The sequence below is a fragment of the Enterobacter sp. DN genome, assembly GCF_046054285.1.
Lineage (GTDB): Bacteria > Pseudomonadota > Gammaproteobacteria > Enterobacterales > Enterobacteriaceae > Enterobacter > Enterobacter hormaechei_C.
This window is the reverse complement of the sequence record NZ_JBJJTG010000004.1, coordinates 400,703-420,574: the sequence shown is the minus strand read 5'-3', so window position 1 is coordinate 420,574 and position 19,872 is coordinate 400,703. Positions and strand designations below refer to the sequence as shown.

Here is a 19,872-nt window from a genome sequence, read left to right as displayed (position 1 = left end):
AAAATAGACGAGAGTTTGTATGAAAAAAAATCTTTATAGCCTGTCAGTCGTTGCCGTAACGATGCTGGCGTTATCAGGTTCGGCGCTCGCCGAGGGCACGAATCTCGATGTTAACTTTACGGCCAATATCCGTGAAACCACTTGTGATATGAAACTGATGGGCGGTACGGGTTCCGATACGGATCAAACACTGCTCATTGGTAACGGCGGCCAGGTGCGTCTCGACGATGTCAAAGCTGGCACCGCAAATGCCAATTTCAAAATTGTGATTGTTGAATGCCCGGCCTCTCTGACCTCACTGAAAGCCACGGTAAAAGGAAGCCAATCGGGTTATTTGCTTAGCGGCCTTGTTAATCAAAAACCAAAAGCCGATGGAGGCGCAGATTTCTCTGCTGTTGAAATTGCCAGAGCCAGCGCACCGGAGGCCCCTTTTATGATCAACTCTGACGATGATGCTAAGCGACTGGTCTGGAGTGCAACAGAAATCCAGAATAAAGAAGTTCCTTTAGTAGCCACAATACGTGAAACCAAAGTTAATAGCATGACAGTTGGTGATTTTGAGGCTACTGCGACTTTTGAATTTAGCTACGAGTAATTGGTGCAGGAAAACGGAGCAACATTATGAAATTTAAATCTACTTTTATCGCCCTGTCCGTTTCTGCACTTCTGTATTCGGGAATGGCAAACGCAGCAATTACAGGTACTGACAGTGTTAAATTAACGATAAAATCAAAAATAGTCTCGGGCACGTGTACAGCAAAAGTGCTTAACGGTGCAGGAACTGCGTCCACTGAAATTGCGTTTGGCGACGTATATAAAACCGATCTGGTAAATAAGACTCGTGTCGAGCCGTTAAAAATTGCCTTTACAAACTGCTCTGGTGTAACTAAGGCAACGGTAGCCGCAGCGAGTGGTGCAGGTGGGGGATGCTCGGGTCCGAAAACGGACGGAGATTCTTATTCTGCTGGGTTAGCAACAGGCTTCGAAATCTGGTCAGGAGTTGTAGATACTGGCGTAATGTTGAGTTGCAAAAGGCCTCCGGCGGCACAGGAGGTCACCATTGCTGACGGTGTAGGGGAATTCCCGATGAACTCACGCATTGTGATTGCGAAAGACAGAAATATTGCCGATGTTGGCACAGGTGCCGTTACTGCGCCAGTAACCTTCACAGTCACCTATCAATAATTCCAGGAACCATTATGCAACAATCACCGTTTAATTTACACCAGCCCGGTCTTGTGTTGCTTATCGGTCTGGCTGGTAGCACTCTGCCTGGCGTAAGCCAGGCAGGTTCAGGTATGGATGTAAACCTGACAGCAAACATCGTTAATAATACCTGTCGGCTAAGCGTCGAAAACGGCGGAGAGATCACTTTGCCGACCGTGTCACGAGACTGGTTTTATAACAGCGACAAGAGCGATCGTTTATCGCCAAACGATGATGAAGCTGGAACGCCTTTTACCATCCACGTAGATGACTGCTATGCGAGCAGTACAGAAGGCGCAACGATTAACAAACTAAAATTTAGTTTTGCTCCGCAAAATGGTTTCTGGAGTAATCACAACCAGGTGTTTAAAAACGATGCCACAGCCGGTGCGGCTGAAAATGTGGGTATCGTTATTTTTTCAGATACGTTCAAAACTAACGTCCTGAACAGCGACGGGACATCAAACGTTATTTACGATGTCGGTGGAAGTAGTGAGAACTATATAAAGGATTATGGCTTTTACGCACGTTATCAGAATATTGGAACGATCACCAGCGGCGCTGTGATAAGTAATGTTCTGGTTAATGTCAGCTACGAATAAAGGGATTTAGGATGAAAAAATACCTCACTATATTAGCGTTCGCAGCGTTCGGGCTGTCTGGCGCAGCACGGGCTAATTTCGAGGAGTGCAAATTTTACGGTAATGATGACTTGCAGATTATGTCTCCAGGTGCACAACCAGTTATCACTCCTCTGCCTGTGGGCACAGTAACAACTCCCATACAGATCAGTAATACGATCATTATGGAAACAACGCCTGCGTTAAAATCTCACTGTGCTGGGGGAAATGACGGTGAAAACACCTATCAGATTACCGACAACTCAATGCTGGCAGGCTACATAGATAACAAAGCCACCTTCCGGACGAATATTCCGGGTATTGTCTATACCCTGGCGATGTATCCCGATGGTAACGGCGTCACCGCGTGGTTCCCGCCCAACGCAGGGTCCTGGTATATGACCGCACCTAATGACGATCACGAAGAGCTGCTTGACGAAAAAACCTGGCATGTGCGCATGGAAATCTATCAAACCAATGGATTTCAGGGTGTTCCTTCGGATGTTAATTTTTTAACGGCCGGTGCAGGCCCGATTGGTCAGATCATTCTGGGCGATCCAAGCGATCCGAAGACATCCGATCACCCTCGTCCCCATGTGAACATGAGCGAGATGTCATTTAGCATGCCATTAAATCGCCCGACCTGTGTCTTACGTGCGCCCACAACGGTAAATCTTGGTGACTGGTATCCCGCAGAAGTCGAAAACGGGAATACCAGCAAAGTCGAGTTCCATGTTACGGGTACATGTGTAAATACAACCGCTGTTTACTATACGTTATCCTCCACACATACCACCGCAGATAAAAAATATTTTACCAATACCGTCGAGAATACTGGTGGTGTTACTGCGGCAGGAGGCGTCGGCGTCATGATTACGGATTCTGAAAATGATCATTACCCCGTGCCGGCAGACAGTTACCAACGTGTCATTGCTATAGGAGAGGTTGTTGGGGATCCTGTTAGTATTATTGACAGATCACTTTGGGCCAGGTTGGTCAAAACCGGTAGCGATCCGGTAACCGTCGGTGTTTTCGGTACCACCGTGACCATTCAGACCACGTACGAATAACCTACCCCTGCGGCTGATTGCTGATCAGCCGCGACATTGTCTCCAGCGAATCCGTTCTCAGAATATACAGTCGCTTCAGTAAGAACGGATTATCCCCCGGCTTCACCTTCCCCTTCACCGTTGTCACTGCCAGATGAAAACCGGCATCATTCGCGGCTTTAATCGCTTTATTGTCATACCCGCCAAACGGGTACGAAACATACAGCACGCGCGGGTTGAACTGCGCCAGTGCACGCCGTGAGCGTTCAAAATCGAACAGGATCACGTGATAGCTGCGGCTCAATAAGATGGGGTGCTTATACCCATCCACGCGATGCAGGAAGTGGGTGTGAGACTGAATGTCGAACACATCCTGAATGGCCTTAATTTCCTGAACGCTCATAAACTGTAGCGATCGGGGATCCCACTTCTGAGGGTGACCTTTGATTCGGGATGAAATAATAAACGCCGTCGCGTTGAAGCCATACTCTTTCAGCACCGGATACGCGTAGCGGCTCACCGATTTCAGGCCATCATCAAAAGTGATCACCACCGCTTTCGCGGGGAGGTTCATCTTGTTACGCACGTACCCTTCAAGCTGGTACATTGTCAGCGTGGTATAGCCTTGATCGCGTAACCAGGCCATCTGATTATTAAACGCACGTACGCTGGTTGTCGTGGAGGTATGTCGAAAACGGGTGTTCTCTTCATCACGCAGGATATGGTGGTAGGTCAGAACCGGCAGTCCGTTATCTTCCTGTGCATCCAGGCTGCTGATCCACGCCAGACGATTGCCGATGCGGATCTGAAACCAGGTCTGGTTCAGGCGATCTTTCAGCTTATTCAGAATCGGATAGCGAAGATTGGCGCTTAAGGTGCCAAAGGGCGCGCTTCCGCTGCTGGGGGCATTATACACTGGCGTGTCTTTCCAGGTGATGAGGTTTTGATTGCTGAGCGGCTTGTTCAGATCGCCCAGGCTATCCTCGACGCGTTGCTTACCCTGCACTTTTTCCAGGTGCTCTTTATCAATAAACCCCGTACCGAATCCGAAACGAAATTCATAGTAATCCGCCGCGGCCGGAAAGACGGCGAGGATCTGCCCGGCGCGGACATTGCCCACGTTCACGACGGCATTTCCCACCTGAGCCCAGATGGCCGCATCTTCGGTGGTTTGCATATATTGGGCAGGAAGGCCTTGCTGAATGGTCAGGCTGGCAGACGCACCACCGGAGACCAGTAGCAGAAGGATAAAGATAACGCGCATGAGCATGGGATATAAATCGATACGGAAAATCAGTCGCCATTGTAGCAAAAGCGACATCAATACCAATGTTTAATGCTTATACAGATCGTGAAGCAGAACGAAAGGCGGATTCTTCTGCTGCTGGTGCCACAGGCTGCTCACGTCCGGCGAGCCCTGCGCCACAATGGCGTGACGAAACTCAGCGCTGCTCAACGTTGCGCGCAGCGGATACATCGCTTCGAGTAAAGGCAGGCTGATACCGGAGATCACTTCACAGTTATCATGCTTATGGCTCATTAACGCCGCTGAACGGTAAGGCGCCGCGCCCGATCTGTCGGTGAGAAAAATCACGCCATCACCGGTGTCGGTTTCATGCAGCGCGTCGCACATCATCCGGCTTAGCATATTGGTGCTCAGCCCTCGCCAGTAATTTACCGCACGACATTGCGCCAGAGGGCCAAATCGGGCCTCCAGCTTCAGGAGCATTTCCTGTGCCTCTTCATCGTGGCAGGTGATAACCCATCCCAGCATATCGTCTCTCCTTAGCAGGCGAGTAGTTTATCCAGGTGAAGGTTAGTTTACGGTGATAACTGTCAAAGAAAGTGCCCGGCAAACAGAACGTCGCCGGGCAGAAGATTAGCTACGCAGCCCACGTCCACGCTGGATCAGATACCAGCACAGCAGATAGAACGCCACGATAAATACCGCCAGCACCACAACGGTGGTGAACAGCGGGACATCGGTAATGCCGAGGAAACCAAAGCGGAAGCCGCTGATCATATAGACAATCGGGTTCAGGTGCGACAGCGCCTGCCAGAACGGCGGCAGCAGCGTCAGGGAGTAAAACACCCCGCCCAGATAGGTCAGCGGCGTCAGCACGAAGGTCGGGATCAGGCTGATGTCATCGAACGTTTTGGCGAACACGGCGTTCAGCAAGCCAGCCAGTGAGAACAGGATCGCCGTCAGCAATAACGTGAGCGCGACGAATAGCCACGAGTGCACCTGGAACGGCACGAAGAACAACGAAATCGCCGTCACCAGAATACCCACGCACAGCCCGCGCGCCACGCCGCCGCCCACGTAACCGGCGATAATGACATGCGTCGGCACTGGCGCCACCAGCAGCTCTTCAATGTTGCGCTGAAACTTGGCGCTGAAGAATGAGGACGCCACGTTCGCGTAAGCGTTGGTGATCACCGCCATCATGATCAGGCCCGGCACGATAAACTGCATATAGGTGAAGCCGTGCATCTCACCGATGCGGGAGCCAATCAGGTTGCCGAAAATGATGAAGTAGAGCGTCATGGTGATCACCGGCGGCACCAGGGTTTGCACCCAGATGCGCATAAAGCGGTTAATCTCTTTCGCCCAGATGCTTTTCAGCGCGACCCAGTAAAGATGCGTCATGCCTTGTCTCCTTGTTTATCGTGCACCAGAGAGACAAACAGCTCTTCCAGTCGGTTCGCTTTGTTACGCATGCTTAATACCTGAACGCCCTGCGCGCTCAACTGGGAGAACACGCTGTTGATCCCCTGCTCGCGCAGCACTTCTACCTCCAGCGTCGAGGTATCGACCAGGCGATAGTTATACCCCTCCAGCTTCGGCAGGGCGCTTTTCGCCGCCAGATCGAGGATAAAGGTCTCTGATTTCAGCTTGGAGAGCAGGTTCTTCATCGAGGTGTTTTCCACCAGCTCGCCGTGCTGAATGATGCCGATATTGCGGCACAGCATCTCCGCCTCTTCCAGGTAGTGTGTGGTCAGGATGATGGTGGTGCCTTTGTCGTTCAGATCCTTCAGGAAGCCCCACATGGAACGACGCAGTTCAATATCCACCCCAGCGGTCGGTTCATCAAGAATGAGCAGCTTTGGCTCGTGCATCAGCGCGCGAGCAATCATCAGGCGGCGCTTCATCCCCCCGGACAACATCCGCGCGCGCTCGTTACGCTTCTCCCACAGGTCAAGCTGTTTGAGATACTTTTCGCTGCGCTCCAGCGCTTCTTTGCGCTCAACGCCATAGTAACCCGCCTGGTTAACAACAATCTGCTGTACCGTCTCAAACGGGTTGAAGTTGAACTCCTGCGGCACCAGCCCCAGCTGGCGCTTGGCGTTGACCACGTCTTTTTGCAGGTCGTAGCCAAACACGCTAACGCGGCCCGAGGTTTTATTGACCAGCGAGCTGATTATCCCGATGGTGGTCGATTTTCCCGCCCCGTTCGGCCCCAGAAGCGCGTAGAAATCTCCCGCTTCGACTTTAAGATCTATCCCGCGCAGCGCCTGGACGCCCCCCGGGTAGGTTTTTTTGAGCTGTTCAAGCTCCAGTGCAATCGCCATGAATTCAACTTACCTTAAGTTCTGACACACGTTGTGTGGTTTCATTAAAAGTCGGGTTACCCTATAGTAGCGCAACGCAATCACTTGGTTACAGGTCGCTAACCTCCATGAACGACATAGATACACTCATCAGCAACAATGCACTATGGTCAAAAATGCTGGTGGAGGAAGACCCCGGATTTTTTGGAAAACTCGCGCAAGCGCAGAACCCGCGCTTTCTCTGGATTGGATGTTCCGACAGCCGCGTCCCCGCCGAACGTCTGACCGGTCTTGAACCGGGCGAACTGTTTGTTCACCGCAATGTGGCTAACCTGGTTATTCATACCGATCTCAACTGCCTTTCGGTTGTTCAGTATGCCGTTGACGTTCTGGAGGTTGAGCACATCATTATTTGTGGTCACTACGGCTGCGGCGGCGTACAGGCGGCGGTCGAAAATACAGAGCTGGGGTTAATCGATAACTGGCTGCTGCACATCCGTGATATCTGGTTCAAACATAGCTCACTGCTGGGCGAAATGCCGCAGGAGCGCCGTCTCGACACGCTGTGTGAGCTGAACGTGATGGAGCAGGTCTATAACCTGGGCCACTCGACGATTATGCAGTCTGCCTGGAAACGCGGACAGAAGGTCTCCATCCACGGCTGGGCGTACGGTATTCACGACGGCCTGCTACGCAATCTGGAAGTGACCGCCACCAACCGCGAAACGCTGGAACAGCGTTACCGCTCGGGAATTGCCAACCTCAAGCTTAAGCACGTTAACCATAAATAACAAAGCCGGGGTTTTTCACCCTCTCCCTGTGGGAGAGGGCTGGGGTGAGGGCATCAGCCCGCAATTATTCGTCCAGAATCACTACTTTCCCAACATACGGCAGATGGCGATAACGCTGCGCGTAATCAATGCCGTAACCCACCACGAATTCGTCCGGGATGGAGAAACCAACGAACTCCACCGGCACCTGCACTTCACGGCGCTCAGGCTTATCCAGCAGAGTACAAATCGCCAGTGATTTTGGTTCACGCAGGCTCAGGATCTCACGCACTTTAGAGAGCGTGTTGCCGGAGTCGATGATGTCCTCAACAATCAACACATCTTTGCCACGAATATCTTCATCCAGATCTTTCAGGATTTTCACATCACGGGTTGTGGACATGCCGCTGCCGTAGCTGGAGGCGGTCATAAAATCGACCTCGTGCGGCACCTGCACTTCACGGCACAGGTCTGCCATGAACATGAAAGAGCCACGCAACAGACCGACCAGCACCATTTCGCTGCCGCTGTCCTTGTAATGTTCGGTGATTTGACGACCCAGTTCGGCGATACGCGCTTTGATCTCGGCTTCCGGGATCATCACTTCAACAGTATGTTTCATATTACTAACCAAATGATTTTAGTGAAAATCTCTCAATGCGGATGACTCTCGCTCCGGCATCGATACGCAAGCCAGCCATTATACCAGTAAATGGATAAGCCTGGCGTATGAGTTATAAAAAGCAATATTTGTGATTCCGATCACAGTTGTTAATACCTATAATTAATTGCTAGCAAATAATTAACAAAACTGACGAGTACTTTTCTATGGCTGAAACAAAAACTAAACAGCCGCGTCTACTGGTGACATTAACAGCCGCGTTTGCCGCATTCTGCGCGCTGTATTTGTTAATCGGTGGCGTATGGCTGGTCGCGATTGGCGGCTCCTGGTACTACCCGATTGCGGGTCTGGTTATGGTTGGCGTAACCGTCCTGCTTTTACGCAGAAAACAATCTGCTCTGTGGCTGTACGCAGCGTTACTGCTCGCAACCATGATCTGGGGCGTCTGGGAAGTCGGGTTCGACTTCTGGGCGTTGACGCCGCGCAGCGACATTCTGGTCTTCTTCGGTATCTGGCTGATCCTGCCGTTTGTCTGGCGTCGTCTGATCGTCCCTTCCAGTGGCGCCGTGGCCGGTCTGGTCGTTGCCCTGCTGATTAGTGGCGGCATCCTGACCTGGGCCGGTTTTAACGACCCGCAGGAGATCAACGGTACGCTGAACGCGGAATCCACGCCGGCTGCGGCTATTTCGCAGGTGGCGGACGGTGACTGGCCTGCTTATGGTCGTAACCAGGAAGGTCAACGCTACTCCCCGCTGAAGCAGATCAACGCGGACAACGTGAAAAACCTGAAGGAAGCCTGGGTATTCCGTACCGGCGACCTGAAGATGCCAAACGATCCGGGTGAGCTGACCAACGAAGTGACCCCGATTAAAGTGGGCAACATGCTCTACCTGTGTACGGCGCATCAGCGTCTGTTCGCGCTCGACGCGGCTACCGGTAAAGAGAAATGGCACTTTGATCCACAGCTGAACTCCAACCCGTCGTTCCAGCACATTACCTGCCGCGGCGTCTCTTACCACGAAGCGCGCGCCGATAATGCCAGCCCGGAAGTCATTGCCGACTGTCCTCGCCGCATTATGCTGCCGGTGAACGATGGCCGCCTGTTTGCCATTAACGCTGAGACCGGCAAGCTGTGCGAAACCTTCGCCAATAAAGGCATTCTGAATCTTCAGACCAACATGCCGGACACCACGCCGGGCCTGTATGAGCCGACCTCCCCGCCAATCATCACCGATAAAACCATCGTGATTGCCGGTTCGGTAACGGATAACTTCTCCACCCGTGAAACCTCCGGCGTTATCCGTGGTTTCGACGTGAACACCGGTAAACTGCTGTGGGCCTTCGACCCGGGCGCGAAAGATCCTAACGCGATCCCATCGGATGAACACACCTTTACCTTTAACTCACCGAACTCCTGGGCACCGGCAGCGTATGACGCGAAGCTGGACCTGGTCTACCTGCCGATGGGCGTGACCACGCCGGATATCTGGGGCGGTAACCGTACGCCGGAGCAGGAACGTTACGCCAGCTCCATCGTGGCGCTGAACGCAACGACCGGTAAACTGGCATGGAGCTACCAGACCGTTCACCACGATCTGTGGGATATGGATATGCCGTCCCAGCCGACGCTGGCGGACATTACCGTTAACGGTAAAACCGTACCGGTGATTTACGCCCCGGCGAAAACCGGTAACATCTTCGTGCTTGATCGTAGCAACGGTAAGCTGGTTGTTCCTGCGCCGGAAAAACCGGTTCCGCAGGGTGCGGCCAAAGGCGACTACGTCACCAAAACGCAGCCGTTCTCTGACCTGAGCTTCCGTCCGAAGAAAGATCTCAGCGGTGCAGACATGTGGGGTGCCACCATGTTTGACCAGCTGGTATGCCGCGTGATGTTCCACCAGCTGCGCTACGAAGGGATTTTCACCCCGCCGTCAGAGCAGGGTACGCTGGTCTTCCCGGGTAACCTGGGGATGTTCGAATGGGGTGGGATCTCCGTTGACCCTAACCGTCAGGTCGCCATCGCTAACCCAATGGCGCTGCCGTTCGTTTCCCGCCTGATCCCTCGTGGTCCGGGTAACCCAATGGAGCAGCCGAAAGATGCGAAAGGCAGCGGTACCGAAGCCGGTATCCAGCCACAGTATGGCGTTCCTTATGGTGTGACCCTGAATCCGTTCCTGTCTCCGTTTGGTCTGCCGTGTAAACAGCCTGCCTGGGGTTATATCTCCGGTCTGGATCTGAAGACCAACAAGATCGTCTGGAAGAAACGTATTGGTACGCCACAGGACAGCATGCCGTTCCCGATGCCTGTTCCAGTGCCTTTCAATATGGGTATGCCAATGCTGGGTGGCCCAATCTCCACCGCCGGTAACGTGCTGTTCATCGCGGCAACCGCAGATAACTACCTGCGCGCGTACAACATGACCAACGGTGAGAAACTGTGGCAAGGCCGTCTGCCAGCCGGTGGACAGGCAACGCCGATGACCTATGAAGTGAATGGCAAGCAGTACGTTGTCATCTCTGCGGGTGGTCACGGTTCGTTTGGCACGAAGATGGGCGACTATATTGTCGCGTATGCACTGCCTGACGACGCTAAGTAACGAAAAAGCCCGGTGGCGCTAACGCATACCGGGCCTACGGGTGCCCTATGTAGGCCGGGTAAGGCGAAGCCGCCACCCGGCTTTTTTTATACGGTAAAACCGAGCATCATCCCCGTATCTTCATGCTCCAGCAGATGACAGTGGGCCATATAGGCAAACTCTTTCGGCGCCTCGTGGTCAAACTTCACCAGCACCTCGCTGACGCCGCCTTCCACCCTCACCGTATCTTTCCAGCCCGCACGATGCGCCTCCGGCGCTTTACCATTTTCAGACAGAATACGGAACTGCGTGCCGTGGATATGGAACGGGTGCAGCATCATGTCGCCTTCGCCTGAAATCACCCAGCTTTCAAACTGCCCTTTCGTGGCGGCGAACATGGGCGTGTTCATATCGAACGCTTTGCCGTTGATGCGGTTGGCGTTGTGGAAATCGAAACCATGGCCGCCGTGATCCATGCCGCCCATTTTACCGTGGTCCATATTCATATGGCCCATCATCTGGCCGTGATGCATTCCCGCCATGGCCTGATTGCCGTACTTCTTCATCAGCGCCTGCATGCCCATCATGTCTAGCATCGGGTCCATAGAAAGCTGAAGTTTACGCTGCGTAAGCCCGTCCAGCGACGGGAGTGCTGGCAGCGTGGTGAGGGTCTCCGGCAGCGTACCGGAGGCGGTGATCTGTAGCGGCTGAATGCGCAGGACCGGATGCGGCTTATCAAACGGCGCAACGGCCATCCCCATCTGGCTGACCGGCAGGGTCACCAGGTCAAACGCTTTGCCATCGCTGATATCCACCAGCACCTCGAAGCGCTCCCCCATCAGCATCGGCAGCTCGCTCACCTTCACCGGCTCCGGCAGCAGGCCGCCGTCGCTTGCCACCACGTAAAGCGGGCGTTTATCGCTGGTGGCGAAGTTCAGCGAGCGGGCGTTACAGCCGTTAAGCAGACGTAAGCGCAGCCAGCCTTTTGGCGCAGCATGCTGCGGGTAGATCGCGCCGTTGGTCAGGAGTGTATCGCCAAACCAGCCTACCGCCGCGCTCATTACGTCCAGCTGATAGTCAATTTGCCCGTCAGCGTTGAATTTTTTGTCCTGCACAATCACCGGGACATCGTCGATTCCCCACTGTTTCGGCAGGCGCAGCAGGCGGCTTTCATCGTCTTCAATCAGCACCAGGCCGGCCAGCCCCATCGCCACCTGATGGCCCGTTTTGCCATGCTGATGCGGGTGGAACCAGCAGGTCGCCGCGCGTTGTTCCGGAGTAAAGGTTACGCTGCGTTTACCACCAGGCCTGATAATGCCCTGAGGCCCTCCATCCACTTCGCCCGGGACTTCCAGCCCGTGCCAGTGCAGCGTGGTCTCTTCCGCAAGCGTGTTATGAATGTCTACCGTCACCGCCTTCCCTTTGCGTAACTGCAACGCCGGGCCGAGCAGATTGCCGTTATAGCCCCACGTCGTGGCGGCGTGCTGACCGAACGTGGTTTTACCGGCCTGCACCACAAGCTGAATGCGGCTGCGGGCATCTGCGGCGAGTAATTCAGGAATGGGTAAAGCCGGTCTGTCGGCGGCAAAAACGGCGCGGCTCCAGAGAGGTAACGCGCTGGCAACCCCCAGTGCGGCAGAAAATTTTAAAAAATCACGACGTTGCATGTGCATTTCCTTATTTCCAGCAGGCGATCTTTTGAGCATAAACCCTCCCCTTACCGGAAGGTCAAGCACGGCGGCAATAATAAAGATCGTCGGCCTGGCATCAAGTATGCTAACGTTAATTTTCCGTGATGCAGTGGTAAAGGCAATGAAGACGTTTTTCAGAACAATTTTGTTCGCCAGCCTGATGGCGATGTGTGCGAACAGTTACGCGCTAAGTGAAAACGAAGCGGAAGATATGGCCGATCTGACGGCAGTTTTTGTTTTTCTGAAAAACGATTGTGGTTACCAGAATTTACCCAATGGGCAAATTCGTCGCGCACTGGTCTTTTTTGCCCAGCAGAACCAATGGGACCTCAGCAACTACGACAGCTTCGACATGAAGGCGCTCGGTGAAGACAGCTACCGTGATTTAAGCGGTATTGGCATTCCCACTGCTAAAAAATGCAAAGCGCTGGCTCGCGATTCACTCAGCCTGCTCGCCTACGTGAAGTAACCTTCCCGACGCCCCTTGTTGACCCGTTAACCGCCTCACGGCGGTGTTGTGTTGCGCCCATCTGCCGGATGTAATGGATGTTAACGAAGGAGGTGCTCCCCATGACCGAAAAAACGGTATGGCAAGAAACGCTGCATGACCAGTTTGGTCAGTATTTTGCCGTGGATAACGTGCTCTATCATGAGAAAACCGATCATCAGGATTTGATAATCTTCGAAAACGCCGCCTTTGGCCGCGTGATGGCGCTGGACGGCGTGGTGCAAACCACCGAGCGCGACGAGTTTATCTATCACGAAATGATGACCCACGTCCCGCTGCTGGCCCACGGCCACGCGAAAGACGTGCTGATTATCGGCGGCGGCGACGGCGCGATGCTGCGTGAAGTCTCTCGCCATCAGAATGTCGAAACCATCACCATGGTGGAAATCGACGCCGGTGTGGTGTCGTTCTGCCGCCAGTATCTGCCCAACCATAATGCCGGCAGCTATGACGATCCGCGGTTTAATCTGGTTATCGATGATGGCGTCAATTTTGTTAACCAGACTACGCAAACGTTTGATGTCATTATCTCTGACTGTACCGACCCTATCGGTCCGGGCGCGTCGCTGTTTACCTCGTCGTTTTACGAAGGCTGCAAGCGCTGCCTGAAGCCTGGCGGAATTTTTGTGGCGCAAAACGGCGTTTGCTTCCTGCAACAGGATGAAGCGCTTGATAGCCACCGTAAGCTGAGCACCTATTTTACTGACGTCAGCTTCTACCAGGCGGCGATCCCCACTTACTACGGCGGGATCATGACCTTTGCCTGGGCGACGGATAACGACGTTCTGCGCCATCTCTCTACCGAGATCGTGCAGGCCCGCTTCCACCAGGCCGGACTCCAGTGCCGCTACTACAACCCGGCGATCCACACCGCAGCCTTTGCGTTGCCTCAATATCTACAAGACGCGCTGTCCTCAAAGGAGGTGAACTAATTGAAAAAGCTTAAACTGCATGGCTTTAACAATCTGACCAAAAGCCTGAGTTTTTGTATTTACGATATCTGCTACGCCAAAACAGCAGAAGAGCGCGATGGTTACATCGCCTATATCGATGAACTCTACAACGCCAACCGTCTGACCGAGATCCTGACAGAGACCTGCTCGATTATCGGCGCGAACATCCTGAATATCGCGCGCCAGGATTATGAGCCTCAGGGTGCGAGCGTCACCATTCTGGTGAGTGAAGAGCCGGTTGACCCGAAGCTTATCGACAAAACCGAGCACCCCGGCCCGCTGCCGGAAGTGGTAGTCGCCCACCTGGATAAAAGCCACATCTGCGTGCACACCTACCCGGAAAGCCACCCGGAAGGCGGGCTGTGTACCTTCCGCGCGGATATTGAAGTGTCGACCTGCGGCGTGATTTCACCGCTGAATGCGTTGAATTATTTAATCCACCAGCTGGAATCCGATATCGTCACTATTGATTATCGCGTGCGCGGTTTTACCCGTGATATCAACGGCATGAAGCACTTCATTGATCATGAGATCAACTCCATTCAGAACTTCATGTCCGAGGACATGAAGTCGCTGTACGACATGATGGATGTGAACGTCTATCAGGAGAATATCTTCCATACCAAGATGATGCTTAAAGAGTTCGATCTTAAGCACTATATGTTCCATACCAGGCCGGAAGATTTAAGTGAAGAAGAGCGTAAGGTCATTACCGACCTGCTCTGGAAAGAGATGCGCGAAATTTACTACGGCCGTAACATTCCGACCGTGTAAGCGTGATCCGGAGCAGGGACGCTTCGGGGAATTACTTCTGTTGCATAAAATCGCGGTAGGCGTTCAACACGCTCAGGAAGTCTTCCACGCCGCAAAGCGACAGGCTCTCTTCGTCGTAGTAGCTCATCCCCTCTTCCATCTCATCACCCGAGAACTCAAGTTGGTTGGCGCGCACCATCACCTCTTCGCCATCCATCCACAGCGTGTATTCGTGCCCGGCGCGTTGCCAGGAGCGTTCACTGCCTTTCACCGTTTCCGCCGCCTGTTCGACTTCATCCAGCAGCGCAAGGTTCTCTTTCACCTCTTCGTTAAACCAGTGTCCAACGGCTTCGTGCCCCATCGACATTCGCACTTTCACCACGCCGGTGATGTCGCGCAAAAATTCGTAATCCATAGCGTTTTCCTCTGCAAAGCCATTAGGGTAATTATCGCAGCAGCGAGGAAGAAAAAAAGCGGGAGAGGCGGGAGGAATGAAAATAAAAAACCCACCGACGTTGCGATGGGTTTTGTAGGCCCGGTAAGCGTAGCGCCACCGGGCAATGGGTCAGGTGCGGAGCGGTCTGGTGCCCTCACCCCCAGCCCCTCTCCCACGGGAGAGGGTAGCATTTATACTGCGGTCTGGAAGATCACCCCGTCAGCCTTCTCGGTGTACTGAGAGAGCTGGTCGAAGTTCAGATAACGATAAGTATCCACCGCCGTCTTATCTACCTGAGCCACAAAGGTCTGGTACTCTTCCGGCGTTGGCAGTTTGCCAATCAGCGCCGCAACCGCCGCCAGCTCCGCAGAGGCCAGGTAAACGTTCGCCCCGGTTCCTAAACGGTTAGGGAAGTTACGGGTTGAGGTGGAAACCACCGTCGCACCGTCGGCCACGCGCGCCTGGTTGCCCATACACAGGGAACAGCCAGGGATTTCGATACGCGCCCCGCTCTTACCAAACACGCTGTAGTAGCCCTCTTCGGTCAGCTGCGCCGCATCCATACGGGTTGGCGGCGCCACCCACAGACGGGTCGGCAGCTGGCCTTTGTGGGTATCCAGCAGCTTACCGGCAGCACGGAAGTGGCCGATGTTGGTCATACAGGAGCCGATGAACACTTCGTCGATCTTATCGCCCTGCACGTCAGAGAGCAGACGCGCATCGTCCGGATCGTTAGGCGCACACAGGATTGGCTCTTTGATATCCGCCAGATCGATCTCAATCACCGCCGCGTACTCTGCGTCAGCGTCGGCTTCCAGCAGCTGCGGATCCGCCAGCCATTTTTCCATGCCCTGAATACGACGCTCCAGCGTACGACGGTCGCCGTAGCCTTCCGCTATCATCCACTTCAGCAGCACGATGTTGGAGGTCAGATACTCAATAATCGGCTCTTTGTTCAGCTTGATGGTACAGCCCGCCGCAGAACGCTCGGCAGAGGCATCGGTCAGCTCGAACGCCTGCTCCACTTTCAGATCCGGCAGACCTTCAATTTCCAGAATGCGGCCAGAGAAGATGTTTTTCTTGCCTTTCTTCTCAACGGTCAGCAGACCCTGTTTAATGGCATACAGCGGGATCGCGTGCACCAGATCGCGCAGGGTAATGCCCGGCTGCATTTTACCTTTGAAGCGCACCAGCACCGATTCCGGCATATCCAGCGGCATCACGCCGGTCGCTGCGGCAAACGCCACCAGACCGGAACCCGCCGGGAAGGAGATCCCGATTGGGAAACGGGTATGGGAGTCACCGCCGGTACCGACGGTATCCGGCAGCAGCATGCGGTTCAGCCAGGAGTGGATAACGCCGTCGCCCGGACGCAGGGAGACACCGCCACGGTTCATAATGAAGTCAGGCAGCGTGTGGTGCGTGGTTACGTCAACCGGCTTCGGATACGCCGCGGTGTGGCAGAAGGATTGCATCACCAGATCGGAAGAGAAGCCCAGGCACGCCAGGTCTTTCAGTTCATCACGGGTCATTGGGCCAGTGGTGTCCTGAGACCCCACGGAGGTCATTTTCGGTTCGCAGTACGCGCCAGGACGGATACCAGTGACGCCGCAGGCGCGACCCACCATTTTCTGCGCCAGAGAGTAACCGCGGTTGCTCTCGGCCACGTCTTTCGCCTGACGGAATACGTCACTGTGCGGCAGACCCAGCGCTTCACGCGCTTTGGTGGTCAGGCCACGGCCGATGATCAGCGGAATACGGCCACCGGCACGCACTTCGTCGATCAGCACGTCGGTTTTCAGCTCAAAGCTGGCCAGCAGTTCGTTGGTTTCGTGGTTGCGCACTTCGCCTTTATACGGGTAAACGTCAATCACGTCGCCCATGTTCAGGTTGCTCACGTCCACTTCAATTGGCAGCGCGCCCGCATCTTCCATGGTGTTGAAGAAGATTGGCGCAATTTTGCCGCCGAGGCACAGGCCGCCGCCGCGCTTGTTCGGCACGTGCGGAATGTCGTCGCCCATGAACCACAGCACGGAGTTGGTGGCGGATTTACGGGAAGAACCGGTACCAACCACGTCACCGACGTAAGCCAGCGGGAAACCTTTTTGTTGCAGGGCTTCGATCTGTTTGATCGGGCCAACCACGCCTGGCTGATCCGGCTCAATGCCTTCACGGGCGTTTTTCAGCATCGCCAGGGCGTGCAGTGGGATATCCGGGCGAGACCATGCATCCGGCGCCGGAGAAAGGTCATCGGTGTTGGTTTCACCGGTCACTTTAAAGACGGTAACGGTAATTTTTTCAGCAAGCTGAGGGCGGTTCAGGAACCATTCGGCATCGGCCCAGGACTGCATCACCTGCTTCGCGTAAACGTTGCCTGCTTTGGCTTTTTCTTCCACATCGTAGAAGTTATCGAACATCAATAGCGTTGAAGAGAGCGCTTTGGCAGCAATTGGCGCCAGCTTGTCGTTATCCAGCGCGTCAATCAGCGGATGAATGTTATAGCCGCCCTGCATGGTGCCGAGCAGTTCAATCGCTTTTTCAGGAGTAACCAGTGGGGAGGTGGCTTCGCCTTTGGCAACGGCGGCAAGGAATCCGGCTTTTACGTAGGCAGCTTCATCTACGCCAGGCGGTACACGGTTGATCAGCAGATCTAACAGGAATTCTTCTTCGCCCTCAGGCGGGTTCTTCAGCAGCTCGACGAGCGCGGCCATTTGGGTTGCATCTAACGGTTTGGGTACAATTCCCTCGGCGGCACGTTCTGCTACGTGCTTACGGTATTCTTCTAGCACGACGGTTCTCCTCGCTCTCATTGTCATATGCGGCGGGCGTTCTCTTCACGCTCCTGTGAGACAGCAGTTTGTAGGGTAAATGCCCGATACCGCGTCGGGCAGCATAGCAGGATTTCTGCACAGTGTTAATCTGTTTACAAAAAAGCAACATTAAAAAATTTGCTGAATCGTTAAGCATGATGTAACGGGGAGACGAGACGAATTTCAGACACAAAAAAACCGCCTGATAGCGGTTTATTTGTTGCCTTGCGGTGGTAGCACACCGTGCTGGCAGATTTGCGGCAACCCCAACGCAATGAATTTTGCATCACGCCCCACTGGCTTGCAAGCCATTATGTCAATTTTGCGTGGCGCCTTCCTGTTTCGAATGAAAAAACGGTTAACTTCATTTATCGCCTTCTGAATTCCCACTGAGTCGATTACTCTTCTTCTCGGCCTGCTTCGCTGGTGTAGCAACCAGTCACCGGGCCCGGGAGCAGTTCCGTAACCTACGCGGCAACACCAACTTGCCTGGTTCTGCCTTTCCCGGTGAAGAATGAACCCGCGTAGCCTGTACAGGAACGCACGCAATGGAGATGCGAATCACTGCGCTGATCGTTGTGACCGGTTTACTGCTAACCGCACTGCACGGTGGCTGGAATATATCCGACATCATGGTGCTGTTTGTCGTCAACTTCGGCAACTAGCTGCTGGCCGCTCGCAAGAGCGGCCTTCTGAATGTCCGTCGCCTGCTCAGCCATCCGATATAATTGTGTAATAAATACTCACACTCTTTATCCGGATGCTTCGGAGGTTTTCCCAACAAAAGTTAAAACTGTAAAACACGGGTGAATGATACTCGCGGCAACAGCAACGCCTCACGGCACTGCACTCGTCTCGTTGGAGTCAATCTATGAAGTTGCCTTTTAAACCACATCTTCTTGTTCTGCTTTGCAGTGCGGGGCTGTTTGCCGCCTCGGGCGTCATGTTCGTTAAAAGCCGCGCAACGGAACCCGCTCCCGCACCTGCGCCGGTAGCCCCGCAGCTTCCCGCCCCGACAGCACAACCTGCCCCGGTGGCGACTCCGGCCTATACCGCCGCGCAGATCGATCAGTGGACAGCGCCCATTGCGCTCTATCCCGACGCGCTGCTGTCGCAAATTCTGATGGCCTCAACCTATCCGGCGAGCGTGATTCAGGCCGCCCAGTGGTCAAAGGACAACCCTAAAATGCAGGGCGATACCGCCATTCAGGCGGTCAGCGGGCAGCCATGGGATGCCAGCGTGAAATCGCTGGTCGCCTTTCCGCAGTTAATGTCGTTAATGGGAGAAAACCCGTCGTGGGTACAGAGCCTCGGCGACGCCTTTCTGGCCCAGCCAAAGGATGTGATGGATTCCGTGCAGCGTCTGCGCCTGCTCGCGCAGCAGACAGGCACGTTGCAATCCACCCCGCAGCAGACCGTCACCACCGTGAAAAAATCTGCGCCAGCCTCCACCAGTACAGCCGCGACGTCAACGTCTGCTAGTCCGACGGTGATTAAAATTGAGCCAGCCGATCCACAGGTGGTTTATGTCCCTACCTACAACCCTTCCACCGTTTACGGCACGTGGCCAAACGCCAGCTATCCGCCTGTGTATCTGCCCCCGTCTCCCGGCCAGCAGTTTACCAATAGTTTTGTCAGAGGCTTTGGCTATAGCCTCGGCGTAGCCACTACCTATGCGCTGTTCAGTAACATAGACTGGGACGATGACGACGAACATCATCACGATCATGATGACGATCACCACGGCGGTTATTCGCATAACGGCGATAACATTAATATTAATGTTAATAACTTCAATAAGATCACCGGCGAGCACCGTACCGATAATCATCAGGTCTGGCAGCATAATCCGGCCTACCGCAACGGCGTGCCCTACGCCAATAGCCAGCTTGCCAGCCGCTATCATCAGACTTCAGTGCCGGGAGGGCTGAGCGCTACCCGGCAGCAGACGGTCAACCGCGATAGCCAGCGGCAGGCTGCGATGGCGCAGATACAGCAGTCGACGGGCAAAACCCTCACACAGCTACAGCATGGCGACGCGCATTTCCCGCAACATTCAGCGTCCGCGCAGCAGCTGAAGCAGCTCTCTCAGCGCAGCAACTATCGCGGCTACGACAGCGCGCGGCCCCACGCACAACAGATGAATAATACTCTTGCGCAAACCAGACGCCCGACGCAGGTTCAGCATCAGCCGCTGCGGGCAAACGCCCTGAGCGGCAACGACAGCCGCTCGGCCAACTGGCAGGCCCAGCACCAGCGCGGGCTGCAAAGCCGCCAGCAGCTGTCCGAACATCATACCGAACACCGTGAATTCCATCGTCGTTAA

Annotated in this window: 18 protein-coding genes; 10 read left to right on the top strand and 8 right to left on the bottom strand. The window is 54.3% G+C overall.

The window, feature by feature from the left end; all coding sequences use genetic code 11:
• The first annotated feature begins 19 nt into the window (after positions 1 to 19).
• Genes ACJTMZ_RS12840 through ACJTMZ_RS12825 form a run of 4 tightly spaced genes read left to right on the top strand, consistent with a single transcriptional unit; the run spans position 20 to position 2,896 of the window.
• A complete protein-coding gene (locus ACJTMZ_RS12840) occupies positions 20 to 595 on the top strand; it encodes a fimbrial protein (protein WP_252010808.1) in 576 nt (191 codons plus the stop codon).
• A 26-nt stretch (positions 596 to 621) separates the two neighbouring features.
• A complete protein-coding gene (locus ACJTMZ_RS12835) occupies positions 622 to 1,185 on the top strand; it encodes a hypothetical protein (RefSeq protein WP_015572702.1) in 564 nt (187 codons plus the stop codon).
• Between the two features lie 14 nt (positions 1,186 to 1,199).
• A complete protein-coding gene (locus ACJTMZ_RS12830) occupies positions 1,200 to 1,808 on the top strand; it encodes a fimbrial-like protein (protein WP_045337993.1) in 609 nt (202 codons plus the stop codon).
• Positions 1,809 to 1,819: 11 nt separating this feature from the next.
• On the top strand, positions 1,820 to 2,896 hold the full coding sequence (locus ACJTMZ_RS12825) for a fimbrial protein StkG (RefSeq protein WP_045350060.1): 1,077 nt from the start codon (positions 1,820 to 1,822) through the stop codon (positions 2,894 to 2,896).
• Between the two features lies 1 nt (position 2,897).
• On the opposite strand, the gene ACJTMZ_RS12820 is transcribed toward ACJTMZ_RS12825, so the two are convergent.
• From ACJTMZ_RS12820 to ACJTMZ_RS12805, 4 genes are all read right to left on the bottom strand, one after another.
• A complete protein-coding gene (locus ACJTMZ_RS12820; RefSeq protein ID WP_047364724.1) occupies positions 2,898 to 4,145 on the bottom strand; it encodes a polysaccharide deacetylase family protein in 1,248 nt (415 codons plus the stop codon).
• A gap of 63 nt (positions 4,146 to 4,208) precedes the next feature.
• Complete coding sequence (locus ACJTMZ_RS12815; RefSeq protein WP_047364722.1) at positions 4,209 to 4,649, bottom strand: PTS sugar transporter subunit IIA; 441 nt, start codon at positions 4,647 to 4,649, stop codon at positions 4,209 to 4,211.
• A 105-nt stretch (positions 4,650 to 4,754) separates the two neighbouring features.
• Positions 4,755 to 5,525 carry an ABC transporter permease gene (locus ACJTMZ_RS12810; protein WP_006810078.1) on the bottom strand — a complete coding sequence of 257 codons (771 nt, stop codon included), beginning with the start codon at positions 5,523 to 5,525 and terminating at the stop codon, positions 4,755 to 4,757.
• Positions 5,522 to 6,448, bottom strand: a complete 927-nt coding sequence (locus ACJTMZ_RS12805; protein WP_017383763.1) for an ABC transporter ATP-binding protein — start codon at positions 6,446 to 6,448, stop codon at positions 5,522 to 5,524. The genes ACJTMZ_RS12810 and ACJTMZ_RS12805 overlap by 4 nt, the downstream gene beginning before the upstream one ends.
• 107 nt (positions 6,449 to 6,555) lie before the next feature.
• On the opposite strand from ACJTMZ_RS12805, the gene can reads away from it, so the two are divergent.
• A complete protein-coding gene (gene can, locus ACJTMZ_RS12800; protein WP_003856301.1) occupies positions 6,556 to 7,218 on the top strand; it encodes a carbonate dehydratase in 663 nt (220 codons plus the stop codon).
• 64 nt (positions 7,219 to 7,282) lie between these two features.
• On the opposite strand, the gene hpt is transcribed toward can, so the two are convergent.
• Positions 7,283 to 7,819 (bottom strand): hypoxanthine phosphoribosyltransferase, encoded by a 537-nt coding sequence (hpt, locus tag ACJTMZ_RS12795; RefSeq protein WP_003856303.1) that lies wholly within the window; start codon positions 7,817 to 7,819, stop codon positions 7,283 to 7,285.
• Between the two features lie 206 nt (positions 7,820 to 8,025).
• Between hpt and ACJTMZ_RS12790 the strand changes: the two genes are divergently transcribed.
• Positions 8,026 to 10,416, top strand: coding sequence for a glucose/quinate/shikimate family membrane-bound PQQ-dependent dehydrogenase (locus ACJTMZ_RS12790; RefSeq protein ID WP_003856304.1), 2,391 nt, complete (start codon positions 8,026 to 8,028; stop codon positions 10,414 to 10,416).
• Positions 10,417 to 10,502: 86 nt separating this feature from the next.
• Here the strand turns inward: ACJTMZ_RS12790 and cueO are convergent, their stop codons facing one another.
• Positions 10,503 to 12,062 (bottom strand): multicopper oxidase CueO, encoded by a 1,560-nt coding sequence (gene cueO / locus ACJTMZ_RS12785; RefSeq protein ID WP_032620924.1) that lies wholly within the window; start codon positions 12,060 to 12,062, stop codon positions 10,503 to 10,505.
• A gap of 145 nt (positions 12,063 to 12,207) precedes the next feature.
• Between cueO and ACJTMZ_RS12780 the strand changes: the two genes are divergently transcribed.
• The 3 genes from ACJTMZ_RS12780 (at position 12,208) to speD (ending at position 14,321) form a co-directional block, all read left to right on the top strand.
• The gene (locus tag ACJTMZ_RS12780; RefSeq protein WP_003856306.1) at positions 12,208 to 12,555 is read left to right on the top strand and encodes a YacC family pilotin-like protein; all 348 of its coding nucleotides are present in this window, start codon (positions 12,208 to 12,210) and stop codon (positions 12,553 to 12,555) included.
• 101 nt (positions 12,556 to 12,656) lie between these two features.
• Positions 12,657 to 13,526 carry a polyamine aminopropyltransferase gene (gene speE, locus ACJTMZ_RS12775; RefSeq protein WP_032652585.1) on the top strand — a complete coding sequence of 290 codons (870 nt, stop codon included), beginning with the start codon at positions 12,657 to 12,659 and terminating at the stop codon, positions 13,524 to 13,526.
• Positions 13,527 to 14,321, top strand: coding sequence for an adenosylmethionine decarboxylase (gene speD, locus ACJTMZ_RS12770; RefSeq protein WP_017383765.1), 795 nt, complete (start codon positions 13,527 to 13,529; stop codon positions 14,319 to 14,321). It begins immediately after the preceding gene.
• 31 nt (positions 14,322 to 14,352) lie between these two features.
• Here speD and yacL read toward each other — a convergent pair whose 3' ends face one another.
• A complete protein-coding gene (gene yacL, locus ACJTMZ_RS12765) occupies positions 14,353 to 14,715 on the bottom strand; it encodes a protein YacL (RefSeq protein ID WP_015572693.1) in 363 nt (120 codons plus the stop codon).
• A gap of 212 nt (positions 14,716 to 14,927) precedes the next feature.
• Positions 14,928 to 17,525 (bottom strand): bifunctional aconitate hydratase 2/2-methylisocitrate dehydratase, encoded by a 2,598-nt coding sequence (gene acnB / locus ACJTMZ_RS12760; protein ID WP_017383766.1) that lies wholly within the window; start codon positions 17,523 to 17,525, stop codon positions 14,928 to 14,930.
• Positions 17,526 to 18,417: 892 nt separating this feature from the next.
• On the opposite strand from acnB, the gene ACJTMZ_RS12755 reads away from it, so the two are divergent.
• Positions 18,418 to 19,872, top strand: a complete 1,455-nt coding sequence (locus ACJTMZ_RS12755) for a DUF3300 domain-containing protein (protein WP_252010807.1) — start codon at positions 18,418 to 18,420, stop codon at positions 19,870 to 19,872.